Annotated in this window: 11 protein-coding genes, 1 tRNA gene and 1 riboswitch; of the genes, 9 read left to right on the forward strand and 3 right to left on the reverse strand. The window is 59.0% G+C overall.

Translation table 11 applies throughout. The features are described 5' to 3' along the window. Nucleotides 1–103 precede the first annotated feature (103 nt). A complete protein-coding gene (locus tag QQG91_RS03575) occupies nucleotides 104–1,618 on the forward strand; it encodes an aldehyde dehydrogenase (NADP(+)) (RefSeq protein WP_285771612.1) in 1,515 nt (504 codons plus the stop codon). A gap of 50 nt (nucleotides 1,619–1,668) precedes the next feature. Continuing rightward, nucleotides 1,669–2,526 (forward strand): SMP-30/gluconolactonase/LRE family protein, encoded by an 858-nt coding sequence (locus QQG91_RS03580; protein ID WP_285771613.1) that lies wholly within the window; start codon nucleotides 1,669–1,671, stop codon nucleotides 2,524–2,526. A 1-nt stretch (nucleotide 2,527) separates the two neighbouring features. Here the strand turns inward: QQG91_RS03580 and QQG91_RS03585 are convergent, their stop codons facing one another. Together QQG91_RS03585 and QQG91_RS03590 are read right to left on the reverse strand one after the other, a co-directional pair. Then, a complete protein-coding gene (locus QQG91_RS03585) occupies nucleotides 2,528–3,535 on the reverse strand; it encodes a zinc-binding alcohol dehydrogenase family protein (protein WP_285771614.1) in 1,008 nt (335 codons plus the stop codon). Between the two features lie 125 nt (nucleotides 3,536–3,660). After that, nucleotides 3,661–3,735: transfer RNA gene (locus QQG91_RS03590), tRNA-Glu, on the reverse strand. A 110-nt stretch (nucleotides 3,736–3,845) separates the two neighbouring features. Beyond that, a riboswitch (FMN riboswitch) is annotated at nucleotides 3,846–3,981 on the forward strand. Nucleotides 3,982–4,047: 66 nt separating this feature from the next. Between QQG91_RS03590 and QQG91_RS03595 the strand changes: the two genes are divergently transcribed. Then, nucleotides 4,048–4,485 (forward strand): 6,7-dimethyl-8-ribityllumazine synthase, encoded by a 438-nt coding sequence (locus QQG91_RS03595; protein ID WP_285771615.1) that lies wholly within the window; start codon nucleotides 4,048–4,050, stop codon nucleotides 4,483–4,485. Between the two features lie 52 nt (nucleotides 4,486–4,537). Here the strand turns inward: QQG91_RS03595 and QQG91_RS03600 are convergent, their stop codons facing one another. Beyond that, nucleotides 4,538–5,455: a LysR family transcriptional regulator gene (locus QQG91_RS03600; RefSeq protein ID WP_285771616.1), complete on the reverse strand. Its 918-nt coding sequence runs from the start codon at nucleotides 5,453–5,455 to the stop codon at nucleotides 4,538–4,540. A 149-nt stretch (nucleotides 5,456–5,604) separates the two neighbouring features. Here QQG91_RS03600 and chvE point away from each other — a divergent pair, with 149 nt between their 5' ends. The 6 genes from chvE (at nucleotide 5,605) to QQG91_RS03630 (ending at nucleotide 13,088) form a co-directional block, all read left to right on the forward strand. Beyond that, nucleotides 5,605–6,657: a multiple monosaccharide ABC transporter substrate-binding protein gene (gene chvE / locus QQG91_RS03605; protein WP_285771617.1), complete on the forward strand. Its 1,053-nt coding sequence runs from the start codon at nucleotides 5,605–5,607 to the stop codon at nucleotides 6,655–6,657. Between the two features lie 71 nt (nucleotides 6,658–6,728). Further along, on the forward strand, nucleotides 6,729–8,249 hold the full coding sequence (mmsA, locus tag QQG91_RS03610; protein WP_285771618.1) for a multiple monosaccharide ABC transporter ATP-binding protein: 1,521 nt from the start codon (nucleotides 6,729–6,731) through the stop codon (nucleotides 8,247–8,249). Between the two features lie 11 nt (nucleotides 8,250–8,260). After that, complete coding sequence (gene mmsB / locus QQG91_RS03615; protein ID WP_285771619.1) at nucleotides 8,261–9,475, forward strand: multiple monosaccharide ABC transporter permease; 1,215 nt, start codon at nucleotides 8,261–8,263, stop codon at nucleotides 9,473–9,475. A gap of 3 nt (nucleotides 9,476–9,478) precedes the next feature. Further along, nucleotides 9,479–11,230, forward strand: coding sequence for an L-arabinonate dehydratase (gene araD, locus QQG91_RS03620; RefSeq protein WP_285771620.1), 1,752 nt, complete (start codon nucleotides 9,479–9,481; stop codon nucleotides 11,228–11,230). After that, nucleotides 11,230–12,159, forward strand: coding sequence for a Gfo/Idh/MocA family protein (locus QQG91_RS03625; protein ID WP_285771621.1), 930 nt, complete (start codon nucleotides 11,230–11,232; stop codon nucleotides 12,157–12,159). The genes araD and QQG91_RS03625 overlap by 1 nt, the downstream gene beginning before the upstream one ends. Before the next feature lie 11 nt (nucleotides 12,160–12,170). Further along, nucleotides 12,171–13,088, forward strand: coding sequence for a dihydrodipicolinate synthase family protein (locus QQG91_RS03630; RefSeq protein ID WP_285771622.1), 918 nt, complete (start codon nucleotides 12,171–12,173; stop codon nucleotides 13,086–13,088). Nucleotides 13,089–13,109: the final 21 nt, after the last annotated feature.

Genomic DNA, 13,109 nt, shown 5'->3' on the forward strand with positions numbered 1-13,109 from the left:
TGGGCGACTATCAAACGCGAGACGATTCAGGAATGAGAGACGGCTCAAGCGCTCTGAAATATGAGTTTTCCGATGCGCGGTCCGTCAACACGAGGAGAAGAAGATGACCTTTACCCCGCACGGCAAACACCTCATCGCAGGCGAATGGGTGGCAAGTGAAAAGAGCTTCCGCTCCGAACCCGCCCATGGCGAAGCGCACGACTTTTCGGTCGGCACGCCTGAGCAGGTTGATCGTGCTTGCGTTGCGGCAGAAGAGGCGTTCTGGTCCTATGGCTATAGCTCCCGTGCCGAGCGCGCGGCCTTTCTCAACACCATCGCGGACGAGATCGAAGCTCGCGCCGACGCCATCACCCAGATCGGGACCGAGGAAACGGGGCTTCCTGTCGCACGCCTCCAAGGCGAGCGTGGCCGCACCACGGGTCAACTTCGGCTCTTTGCGTCGCATATTCTGGCAGGGGATTACCTTGATCGTCGCGTGGACGAGGCGTTGCCCGACCGTGCGCCGCTTCCGCGTCCCGAAATCCGCCTGATGCAGCGTCCCATCGGTCCCGTTGCGGTGTTCGGTGCGTCGAACTTCCCGCTCGCCTTTTCGACCGCGGGCGGCGACACGGCTTCGGCTCTGGCTGCGGGCTGTCCCGTCGTCGTCAAAGGTCACTCGGCCCACCCCGGAACGGGCGAGATCATCGCAGAGGCCATTCATGCCGCCATTGCCAAATGCGGCATTCATCCTGGTGTGTTCAGCCTCATCCAGGGCGGCAAGCGCGATGTCGGCACCTCTTTGGTGCAGCATCCGTTGATCAAGGCTGTAGGCTTCACGGGCTCACTTGCGGGCGGCCGTGCCCTCTTTGATCTTTGCGCCCAGCGCGATGAGCCGATCCCGTTCTTTGGCGAGCTTGGCTCCGTCAACCCGATGTTCTTTATGCCCAATGCCCTTGCCAACCGCGGCGAAGCGATTGCAGCGGGCTGGGCGGGGTCGCTGACCATGGGGGCAGGCCAGTTCTGCACCAATCCGGGCATTTCCGTCGTGCTCGACGGCCCCGATGCCGATCGCTTTACCGAAGCCGCCGTCAAAGCGCTCGAGCCGATCGGCGCCCAAACGATGCTCACCGACGGGATCGCGAGCGCCTATCGCAGTGGTCGCGACCGTGTTGCCGCCACCGCAGGGGTCCAAGAGCTTCTGACTTCGACCTGTGACATGCGCAACGCCACGCCCTATCTCTTTGCCACCACAGGCAAGGAGTGGCTCGACAACCACGTCCTCGGCGAAGAGGTCTTCGGCCCGCTCGGTCTTATTGTTCGAGCTGCCGATATGGACGAAATGCTCACCATAGCGCGGTCCCTACAGGGGCAGCTTACCTGCACGATCCATCTTGACGATGCAGACGCCGAGGACGCCCGCAAGCTTCTTCCGATCCTCGAGCGCAAAGCCGGCCGCATTCTTGCGAACGGGTTCCCGACAGGGGTCGAGGTTTGTGATGCCATGGTGCACGGCGGACCCTATCCCGCGTCGACGAACTTCGGAGCGACCTCGGTCGGAACGATGGCGATCCGTCGTTTCCTGCGGCCCGTCTCCTATCAGAACATTCCCGCGGCTGTGCTGCCCGAGGATATTCGCTAATTGAACGAGGGGAGGCCGGCGGCCTCCCTTCAAGCCGAATGGGGGGAAATATGGCAGAGGTTTTCGACAGCACGCGCTGCACCTTGGGCGAGGGGGCTCTTTGGCACCCGAAACGCCAAGAGCTTATCTGGTTCGACATCCTTGGCAAAAAGATGTTCCGCAAGGGATCGGCAGAGACCATCGTCACCGCTCTCGACGAGGTCAGTTCTGCTGCCTTCTGGGTGGACGCGGCGCGTATCGTCGTGGCAACGCAGTCCGCTTTGGTGCTTTGCAACCTTGATACGGGCGAGACCGAGAAACTTGTCGATCTTGAAGCCGACAACGCCGTGACCCGTTCGAATGATGGACGCGCCGACCCTTGGGGCGGTCTCTGGATCGGCACGATGGGGTTCAAAGCCGAAAAAGAGGCGGGGGCTTTCTATCGGTATTACAAAGGCGAGCTGCGCCAACTCTTTCCCGATATCACAATTCCCAATTCGACCTGTTTTGCGCCGGATCGGAGCCGTGCCTATTTCTCGGATACAGCGCAGGGCAAACTTTTTACCGTGACGCTCGACAAAGACGGCTGGCCCGATGCCGCGCCCGAAGTGCTTGTCGATTTCACGGCGTCGGGTCTTAACCCCGATGGTGCGGTGACTGATGCGACAGGGAACCTCTGGATCGCGTTTTGGGGCGCAGCGCAGGTCGGCGTATACAGCCCGACCGGCACGCAAATCGCGTCGCATGCGATGGACGCGGCCCAAGTCACCTGTCCTGCTTTCGGCGGCTCCGATCTGACCACTCTGTTTTGCACCTCCGCATCAGAAGGTCTGAGCGAGGACGAAAGGGCAAAATTCGCGGGCACAGGGATGGTCTTTGTCCAGCCCAATGCAGGGCAGGGCCGCGAGGAATACGCCGTTCTTCTCTAGGTCAGGGTGTGACGAGCACCTTGACCAGATGGTCTCGGTGCTCTGTCAGATCCGCAAACCGTGCGGGAAGATCACGCAGCGCCACGATTTCGGATGCTATTTCCTTGGTCGGAATATCTCCCGAGCGCATCGCTGCCATCACCCGTTCAAAGTCCGCCTTGAGAGCATTGCGCGAGCCGATGATCCGCGCCTCGCGTTTATGGAACTCGGCATCGCTAAAGGTGATGTCGTCCTTGACCACGCTGATCAGAACGGTCGTCCCTCCATGCGCAAGCAGAGGGAAGCCCGACATAATGGCCTTGGCGTTTCCTGTCGCATCGAAGACCGCGTCAAAACCCTCGGACAATCGGCCTGTGAGGATGTTGTCTTCGGGTGTGTGTGTGACTTTGAAGCCGAATTTTTCCTTGGCAAGCCGAAGCCTGTCTTCACTCAGGTCCATAAGGTGCACCTCTGCACCTGCAAGGCGCGCAAAGAGTGCAGCGCCGATCCCGATGGGACCCGCACCCGTTACAAGGACAAGGTCACCTGGTCCGATTTCCGAGCGGGCCACCGCGTGCGCACCGATGGCGAGGAACTCGACCATTGCCGCTTCGATGGGCGTCAGGCCCTCGGCGGAATAGATATTCGTTTCGGGCACCGCGATGCGTTTGCACATGCCGCCGTCACGGTGCACCCCGAGCACTTCGATTCGAGCGCAGCAATTGGGTTTGCCGCGTGAACAGGCGCGGCAGGTTCCGCATGAAATATAGGGGTTCACGACGACCAGCTCGCCTTGACGCGGACCCTCGGCGATACGTCCCGAAAGCTCGTGACCTATGACGCGTGGATAGGCAAGGAAGGGATGTTTTCCTTCGAAAATATGGTAGTCCGTGCCGCAAATCCCCACAGCTTCGATATCGACCAGAACCCAGCCGCTCGGGGCGTGCGTTAGAACCGGTCGCATCTCGATTTCGACTTTTCCAGGTTCGACGACAACGAGATTTGGTCCAAGCTCATTTCCCAGCGGCATCAGGGTTCCCCACGTTCGTGCGATTCACTGCACCCGAGTGTGGGCGAGATACGGACGGGAGACCAGCAGGATCAAACAGGCTAAAGCACTGCGAAACTAACGTATCATTAAGTATTTTGGGGAAGTGGCAGCCCGTAGGGGAATCGAACCCCTCTTTCCAGGTTGAAAACCTGGCGTCCTAACCGATAGACGAACGGGCCACGGTGGGGAGCGTTTAGTCTGTGCCATCGCCGCGCGCAAGAGGCAATTTGAACTTTCCCGCATTGTTTTTTCGTCGCCTTGCAGAGAAGCGATTTCACGGCTACTTAGGCGCTATTCTCGGGGCGGGGCGAAATTCCCCACCGGCGGTTATAGCCCGCGAGCGCCTTTTGCATTTGCAGAAGGGTCAGCAGACTTCGGTGAAATTCCGAGGCCGACAGTTAAAGTCTGGATGAAAGAGAATGGACAGGACGGGTTCGCCCGGCCCTGACCGCTATCGCCTTGGGACCATTTGGTAAACACAGGATGGACCCATGACCAAAACTCTCAAGATCGCCTTTATCAAGGCCCGCTGGCACGCCGACATCGTCGATCAGGCCTATGTCGGCTTTACCCAGAACATGACCGAAAGCGGCACCCCATTCGAGGTCACGCCCTTTGACGTTCCCGGCGCGTTCGAAATGCCGCTGCTGGCCAAGAAGCTGGGTGCTTCGGGCAAATACGATGCCGTGGTTTGTGCCGCGCTCGTTGTCGACGGCGGTATCTATCGCCACGATTTCGTCGCTGCCGCTGTGGTGGACGGGCTGATGCAGGCCCAGATGGAGACGGGTGTGCCGACCTATTCCGTCTCGCTCACGCCGCACCATTTCCAGCCGAGTGCCGAGCACACAGGCTTCTATCACGCCCATTTCATCAAGAAAGGCGCCGAGGCAGCTCATGCCGTGCGCATGATCGCAGCGCTCGAGATCTAGGGCCTCTGTCCAGCACTCCCGAGGGGCCGCCGTTGCGCGGCCCTTTGCCGTTCTAGAGCGCCTCGAGAATTCGGTCGAAGAAGAGCGAGGCCGCGCGCGTAAGTTGCCGTGAGCGATTGCGGATCACGAAATAGGGCGGCACGGTGATGGGTTTTTCAAGATGAAGAACGTCAAGCTGGTTGCCAAGGCCCGACCCCGTCAAAAGATCACTGACTTCCTTGGATTGCGGCGCGATGACGTCCGAACTCGCCAAAAGAGCCTCGACCACCAGAAGCGAAGAGCTGTTGACGACGCGGTTCGGCACCGCAAGGCTCGACGCGTGAAAGGCGTCCTCGACCGCTTTGCGAATGGGAGAGCCGCGTTCCTGAATCACCCAGTCGTAGTCTGACAGATCGCTGAGTGTGATCTGTTGGCGCCCTGCGAGGGGATGTGCGCTCCGAACCATAAGCTGGACCACTTCCTTACGTCCCGGGTGCACGAGAAATTCGGCCGTGTTGTGATCGGTCGGGATTCGCGCAACGATGAAGTCGAACCGTCCCTCATCAAGTCCGCGCACAAGTTCGGTCGAGGGGCTGACCTCGATCGTTACGGCGATGTCGGGTGAGGTTTCGCTCAGGCTTTGGTAAACCGGCAAAACGATCCCGACGGCGGGCCCCGTCACGGTTCCGATCCGCACTTCACCGCTCAGCCCCGCATTGAGGTTCTCGACCTCTTTCTGGAGACTCTCGAGTTCCGACACGATCACTCGCGCATGACGCAAGAACATCTCGCCGACGGGCGTGGGCTCGAGTCCCTTGGGTGAGCGATGGAACAGCGTTGTCTGAGCACGCGCCTCGATATCGGCGACGATACGTGATGCAGCGGGCTGGGACATTGCAAGCGCGCTGGCGGCGATTTGCAACTGTCCTACTTCAGCGATTTTAAGCAAAAGTTGAAGGTGCGCAGGTTTGAGTTGTCTGGTGAAATTCATCTAACATACCATTTTTTATATGTTGAATATCTATAATTGAATTTTACAGTTATGTGAAGCGAGAGGTAACACTTCTGCCGAGCTCTATGCTCTGTCAGGGTGTTCCGCCGTTCATGAGGGATGCGCGGACCGCCGATTGGGAGGTACTTATGAAACTCAATTATCTGTTGGCCACGGTTGCAACCGCGGCTATTTCTTTCGCTTCTGCATCCTACGCCGAAACCGTCGGTATCGCGATGCCCACCAAGTCGTCTGCCCGTTGGATCTCGGACGGCAATTCGATGGTCGAGCAATTCGCTGCTGCCGGTTTTGAAACCGATCTTCAGTATGCAGAAGACGATATCCCGAACCAGCTTGCCCAGATCGAGAACATGATCACCAAGGGTGTTGACGCTCTGGTCATCGCGGCAATCGACGGCACCACGCTCTCGAACGCTCTCGAGAACGCAGCGGCTGCGGGTATTCCCGTTATCGCTTATGACCGCTTGATCCGTGACAGCGGCAACGTCGACTACTACGCGACCTTCGACAACTTCAAAGTGGGCGTGCAGCAGGCGTCGAGCCTTGTTGCCGGTCTCGAAGAGCGCTTCGGCGAAGGCCCCTATAACGTTGAACTCTTCGGCGGCTCGCCGGACGACAACAACGCCTACTTCTTCTACAACGGCGCGATGTCGGTTCTTCAGCCGCTGATCGATGCAGGCACGGTCAATATCGTATCGGGTCAGATGGGCATGGACACCGTCGGCACCCTGCGTTGGGACGGTGCAGTGGCTCAGGCCCGCATGGATAACCTGCTTTCGGCACATTACACCGATGCTCAGGTCCATGGCGTTCTGTCGCCCTATGATGGTCTCTCGATCGGTATCCTTTCGTCCCTCAAGGGCGTCGGCTACGGCTCGGGCGACATGAAGATGCCGATCGTCACCGGTCAGGACGCCGAAGTGCCTTCGGTCAAGTCGATGCTCGCAGGCGAGCAGTATTCGACCGTCTTCAAGGACACCCGCGCTCTTGCTGGTGTGACTGTCGGCATGGTCGAAGCTCTCCTCAAAGGCGGCGAGCCCGAGATCAACGACACCACCACCTATGACAACGGGGTAAAGGTCGTTCCGTCCTATCTCCTCGAGCCGGTATCGGTCGATCTGTCGAACTGGGAAGAAATTCTGATCGGAAGCGGTTACTACACCGCCGACCAGATCCAGTAACGTCTCCTCCCTGTCTGCCCGCGATGCCGATGCGTATCGCGGGCATTCATTCATACTACATAGGGACTCGCATGACCTCTCTGCTCGAGATGCGTTCCATCACCAAGACCTTTCCCGGCGTGAAAGCGCTCGATCAGGTGAACCTTGATGTGAAGGAAGGCGAAATCCACGCAATTTGCGGTGAAAACGGCGCCGGCAAGTCGACCTTGATGAAGGTCCTTTCGGGCGTTTATCCCGTAGGCTCCTATGACGGCGAAATCCATTACGACGGCAAACTCGCCGAGTTCCGCACCATTTCGGATTCCGAAGAAAAAGGGATCATCATCATTCACCAAGAGCTCGCCCTTGTGCCGCTCTTGTCGATTGCCGAGAACCTGTTTTTGGGGAACGAGCGCGCCACCAATGGCGTGATCAATTGGCGCGACACATTCCAGCGCACCGAAGCTCTTCTCAAGAAAGTCGGCCTGAAAGAAGCGCCGACGACGCTCATCGAAAAAATGGGCGTAGGCAAGCAGCAACTTGTCGAGATCGCCAAGGCGCTCTCCAAGGAAGTGCGGCTTCTGATCCTTGACGAGCCGACGGCGGCTCTGTCGGAATCCGACAGCCAAGCCCTGCTTGATCTGATGCTCGAGCTTAAAGCGCAGGGCGTCACGCAAATCATCATCAGCCACAAGCTGAACGAGGTCCGCCGCGTGGCCGATACCGTCACCGTCATCCGCGACGGAACTTCGGTTTCGACGATGAGTGCGGCGAGTGGCGAAATCACCGAGGACCGCATCGTGCGCGACATGGTGGGCCGCGATATGTCGGACCGCTATCCCGCGCGTCCGCGCAATCCCTCGGATGTCTTGATGGAAGTCCGCAACTGGAACGTCTGGCACCCCGAACATGCGGATCGCCAGATGATCAAGAACGCGAATTTCAACGTGCGCAAAGGCGAGGTTGTCGGGATCGCGGGCCTTATGGGGTCCGGGCGCACCGAACTTGCCATGTCGATTTTCGGTCGCAGCTATGGACGTAATATCAGCGGCGAAGTTCGGCTTCATGACAAGCCCGTGGATGTCTCCAAGATCGACCGTGCGATTGCTGCGGGACTTGCCTATGTCACCGAAGACCGCAAATCGCTGGGTCTCGTGCTGGACGAGGACATTCGCACCAACATCACGCTCGCCAATCTCGACGAGGTGTCGCGTGCAGGCGTGATCAACGAACATCAGGAAACGCAGGTCTCCGAGAAATACCGCAGCGCGATGAATATCCGCACGCCTTCGGTCTTTCAAAAGGTCGTAAACCTTTCGGGCGGCAACCAGCAAAAGGTCGTGCTGTCCAAATGGCTCTTTGCCGAGCCCGAAGTGCTTATCCTCGACGAGCCGACACGCGGTATCGACGTGGGCGCGAAATTCGAGATCTACGGCATTATCAATGAATTGGCCGCCGAAGGAAAAGGGGTCGTGATGATCTCGTCCGAAATGCCCGAGCTTTTGGGCATGTGCGACCGCATTTACGTCATGAACGAGGGCGAGCTTGTCGGCGAACTGAGCGCCGAGGAAGCCAGCCAAGAGCGCATCATGTCGCTCATCGTTACCGAATAGGGGACTTGGGGATGGAACAGGTAAACAAAAACAACCTCGGTGCATATTTCAAACACCACATGCGCGAATACGGGCTTTTGATCGCCCTGATCGCGATCATGGTGTTCTTTCAGGTCGTGACCGACGGAACGCTTCTCAAGCCCGTCAACATCACCAACCTCTTCTTGCAGAACAGCTATATCATCATCATGGCCTTGGGCATGCTGGTGGTCATCGTTTCGGGGAACATCGACCTTTCGGTCGGCTCGGTGATGGGCTTCGTTGGTGCTTTTGCGGCCGTGATGATCGTCGAATGGGGCGTTCCTGTGAGTGTGACGATCGTTGCCTCTCTTATCGTCGGTATCGTGATCGGTGCGGCGCAGGGCTATTTCGTTGCCTATTGGAAGATACCCTCGTTTATTGTGACCCTTGCGGGGATGCTCGTGTTCCGCGGGCTTTCGCTTTGGCTTCTCGAAGGGCAGTCGGTCGGTCCGTTCCCGAAATCGTTCCAGCTCATTTCGACCGGCTTTGTGCCCGACATCGTGCCTGCGGGAGTCTCGGGCGCGATTGCCGAAATGGTCGGCACGCGGAATTTCAACGTGCTGGCGATGGCGCTGGGGATCATTGCTGTGGCGATCATCATCTGGATGGGCCTGCGCGACCGCGCTCACAATGCGAAATACGGGATCGAAGGCGAGCCGAAAGCGTTCTTTATCGCACGCAATGCCATTGTGGCGGGCGCTCTGCTCTTCGTGATGTTCAAACTCGCCACGTTCCGCGGTCTTCCGAACGTGCTCATCTCGATGGTCGTCCTGACCGTGATCTATGCTTTCCTGACTGCCAATACGACGATCGGTCGTCGTATCTATGCGCTCGGCGGCAACGAAAAGGCAGCCAAGCTTTCAGGGATCAAGACCGAACGCCTGATGTTCCTCTCTTTTGTCAACATGGGGCTCTTGGCGGCGCTTGCAGGTCTGATCTTTGCTGCACGCCTCAACACCGCAACCCCCAAAGCCGGCTTTGCTGTCGAGCTCGACGTGATCGCGGCGGTGTTTATCGGCGGCGCGTCGATGTCGGGCGGTTCGGGCAAGATTATCGGCGCTGTCGTCGGTGCTTTTATCATGGGCGTGATGAACAACGGGATGTCGATCCTCGGGATCGGTATCGATTATCAACAGGTGATCAAAGGACTCGTGCTGCTCGCTGCCGTGTTCTTCGACGTCTACAACAAGAGTAAACAGGGGTAACAGATGGCTTTCAAACCTGCTGCGTGGCCCCGCAAACTCCGCTCTCAGGAGTGGTATGGCGGGAATTCGCGCGATACGATCTATCACCGTGGTTGGCTCAAGAACCAAGGCCACCCGCATGATCTGTTCGACGGTCGCCCCGTGATCGGCATCATGAACACATGGTCCGATCTTACGCCCTGTAACGGTCACCTGCGCGAGCTTGCCGAAAAGGTAAAGGCGGGCATCTGGGAAGCGGGCGGTTTTCCCGTAGAGGTTCCCGTGTTCTCGGCCTCGGAAAACACCTATCGCCCAACGGCGATGATGTATCGCAACATCGCGGCTATGGCCGTGGAAGAGGCGATGCGCGGGCAACCGATCGACGGCGCGGTTCTGCTTGTCGGTTGTGACAAAACAACGCCTTCGCTTTTGATGGGTGCGGCTTCGACCGATATTCCGTCCATCGTCGTAACGGGCGGGCCGATGCTCAACGGCTATTTCCGCGGCGAGCGCGTCGGCTCGGGCACCCACCTTTGGAAGTTCTCCGAGGCGGTTAAAGCCGGTGAGATGACGCAAGAGGAATTCCTCGAAGCCGAGCAGTCTATGTCCCGCTCGTCGGGCACCTGCAACACCATGGGCACCGCCTCGACCATGGCTTCGATGGCAGAAGCGCTCGGCATGGCACTCAGCGGCAACGCGGCGATCCCCGCCGTCGACAGCCGCCGCCGCGTGATGGCGCAGCTTTCGGGGCGCCGCATCGTGCAAATGGTCAAGGACGATCTGAAGCCTTCGGATATCATGACCAAAGCGGCGTTCGAGAACGCGATCCGCACCAACGGCGCCATCGGCGGCTCGACCAATGCGGTGGTTCACTTGCTTGCAATCGCGGGCCGCGTGGGTGGTGCAGGCGTCGATCTGACGCTTGATGACTGGGATCGCTGCGGGCGCGATGTTGCGACCATCGTGAACCTGATGCCCTCGGGCAAATACCTCATGGAAGAATTTTTCTATGCAGGCGGTCTTCCTGTCGTTCTCAAACGTCTGGGCGAGGGCGGCCAGCTCAACAAAGACGCCCTCACCGTTTCGGGCCAGACCATCTGGGACGAAGTCAAGGATGTCGTCAACTGGAACGAGGACGTGATCCTGCCGCTGGACAAGGCGCTGACCAAACAGGGCGGCATCGCGGTTCTGCGCGGGAACCTTGCGCCCAAAGGGGCGGTTCTTAAACCCTCTGCCGCAACGCCATCGCTGATGAAGCACCGCGGCCGCGCCGTCGTCTTCGAGGACATCGACGACTACAAGGCCAAGATCAACGACGATGCGCTCGATGTCGATGAAACCTGTGTTCTGGTGCTCAAGAACTGTGGTCCGCGCGGCTATCCGGGTATGGCCGAGGTCGGCAACATGGGCCTGCCGCCCAAAGTGCTCAAGAAAGGCATTACCGATATGGTTCGCATTTCGGATGCGCGGATGTCGGGCACAGCCTATGGCACGGTGATCCTTCACACCTCGCCCGAAGCGGCGGCGGGCGGACCGCTCGCCGTTGTGCAGAACGGCGATATGATCGAGCTTGATGTGGCCGAGCGCCGTATCCACCTCGATATCTCCGACGAGGAGTTGAACCGTCGTTTGGCGGCGTGGAAACCCAACCATGAACAGGCGCCGTCCGGCTATGCGTGGCTCCACCAGAACCACGTCCAAGGCGCGGATACCGGAGCCGATCTCGACTTTTTGCGCGGACATCGCGGCAACGATGTCGGAAAGGACTCGCATTGATGAAGATCGCACTCGTGGGCATCGGCAAGATTGCCCTTGATCAACATGTGCCCGCGATAGCGGCTTCGTCCGTCTGGGAACTTGCGGCGACTGTCTCGCGTCAAGGCGCGGTCGAAGGCGTCGAGGCCTATACCGATTTTGCAAAGATGCTCGAGGAACGGTCCGACATTCGTGTGGTCTCGCTCTGTCTTCCGCCGGTGCCGCGCTTCGAATATGCCGCCGCCGCAATCCGTGCGGGCCGCCATGTGATGCTTGAAAAGCCGCCGGGCGCTACACTTGCCGAGTGTCACGCCCTTACGGCTCTTGCACAGGAACACCGTGTCTCGCTTTACGCCACATGGCATAGCCGCGAAGCCGATAAGGTTGCCGCGGCCAAGGCATGGCTCGCGGACAAGACATTGCGTCGCCTCAAGGTAACTTGGAAAGAGGACGTGCGCCGTTGGCACCCGGGTCAGGACTGGATCTGGGAACCCGGTGGAATGGGGGTCTTTGATCCCGGTATCAACGCGCTCTCGATCGTGACCGAGATCCTGCCCGTGAACATCCATCTCGCCTCGGCCACGCTCGAGGTGCCGTCCAATCGCCAAACGCCCATCGGCGCGGAGCTTCATTTTGCACATCCCCATGGTGCCGAGATTTCCGCCGTTTTCGACTGGCGTCAGACGGGCGAGCAGACTTGGATGATTGAGGCCGAGACAGACAAGGGAACGCTTGTGCTTCTCGACGGAGGCGCGCGCATCCAGATCGACGGGGTCGAAGATGCCCTCGTTTCGGACAATCCGCTCGCGGGGGAATACCCGCGTCTTTACGCAAATATGGCCAAACTCGTCGCGCAAGGTGAGATCGACATGGATCTTCGTCCGATGGTGCATGTGTCCGACGCTCTCGCGCTTGGACGCCGCATCAGCGTCGAGCCGTTTAACGACTAAGGAATTGATGAATGAAACAAGCTCTGACAGGCATTCTGCCCGTTGCTCCCACCCCGTTTCACGCCGATGGCCGCGTTGACGAAGAGGGGATGCGCCGCGTTCTCGATTGTATGATCGACCAAGGCGTCGATGCGATCTGTATCCTTGCAAACTATTCCGAGCAGTTTCTTCTCTCGGACGACGAGCGGGCGCTTTTGACCAAAGTGTCGCTCGAGCATGTTGCTGGGCGGGTGCCCGTGATCGTGACGATCAGTCATTTCAGCACCGATATCGTGGTCAAACGGGCCAAGAACGCCGAGGCGCTCGGGGCCTCGATGGTCATGATGATGCCGCCCTATCACGGTGTTGGCCTCGTTCCTGCCGAAGCAGGTGTCTACGAACATTTCCAAGCCGTGTCCGATGCGATTTCGATCCCGATCATGGTGCAGGATGCGCCTCTTTCGGGCTGCACGCTCGGTGTGCCGCTTCTCGTCCGTATGGCCAAAGAGCTTGAGAACGTCAGCTATTTCAAGATCGAAGTGCCCTTTGCCGCCGACAAGCTTGCAGCGCTGATCGAGCAGGGCGGGGACGCGATCGTCGGTCCCTTTGACGGTGAAGAGGCCGCGACGCTTCTTGCGGACCTCGATGCAGGGTGCACAGGCACCATGACGTCGGCGCTTCAACCCGACAAGATCCGCCCTATCGTGATCGATTATCTTGCGGGCAACCACGATGCGGCCTTGGCTCAGTGGCAAAAGTGCCTGCCTCTCATCAATCACGAGAACCGTCAGTGCGGGCTGCGGGCTGCCAAGACCGTGATGCAGGCAGGCGGGGTCATCAAGTCGGACTATGTGCGTCATCCGCTCAAGCCGATGAGCCAGCGCACCAAAGATCGTTTGCTGTCTTTGTCGAAAGAGATGGACGTTCTTGCCCTGCGCTGGGGCAAATGACGCGCTCTGACTAAGGGAACC

The sequence above is a fragment of the Marivivens sp. LCG002 genome (assembly GCF_030264275.1).
Taxonomy (GTDB): Bacteria; Pseudomonadota; Alphaproteobacteria; order Rhodobacterales; family Rhodobacteraceae; genus Marivivens.

Bases quoted from the DNA above. Each gene is read 5' to 3' on its own strand.
- mmsB (WP_285771619.1), top strand. From the start codon at position 8,261: ATGGAACAGGTAAACAAAAACAACCTCGGTGCATATTTCAAACACCAC.
- QQG91_RS03585 (WP_285771614.1), bottom strand. From the start codon at position 3,535: ATGCCGCTGGGAAATGAGCTTGGACCAAATCTCGTTGTCGTCGAACCT.
- QQG91_RS03630 (WP_285771622.1), top strand. From the start codon at position 12,171: ATGAAACAAGCTCTGACAGGCATTCTGCCCGTTGCTCCCACCCCGTTT.
- QQG91_RS03625 (WP_285771621.1), top strand. From the start codon at position 11,230: ATGAAGATCGCACTCGTGGGCATCGGCAAGATTGCCCTTGATCAACAT.
- QQG91_RS03600 (WP_285771616.1), bottom strand. From the start codon at position 5,455: ATGAATTTCACCAGACAACTCAAACCTGCGCACCTTCAACTTTTGCTT.
- QQG91_RS03580 (WP_285771613.1), top strand. From the start codon at position 1,669: ATGGCAGAGGTTTTCGACAGCACGCGCTGCACCTTGGGCGAGGGGGCT.
- mmsA (WP_285771618.1), top strand. From the start codon at position 6,729: ATGACCTCTCTGCTCGAGATGCGTTCCATCACCAAGACCTTTCCCGGC.
- chvE (WP_285771617.1), top strand. From the start codon at position 5,605: ATGAAACTCAATTATCTGTTGGCCACGGTTGCAACCGCGGCTATTTCT.
- QQG91_RS03595 (WP_285771615.1), top strand. From the start codon at position 4,048: ATGACCAAAACTCTCAAGATCGCCTTTATCAAGGCCCGCTGGCACGCC.
- QQG91_RS03575 (WP_285771612.1), top strand. From the start codon at position 104: ATGACCTTTACCCCGCACGGCAAACACCTCATCGCAGGCGAATGGGTG.
- araD (WP_285771620.1), top strand. From the start codon at position 9,479: ATGGCTTTCAAACCTGCTGCGTGGCCCCGCAAACTCCGCTCTCAGGAG.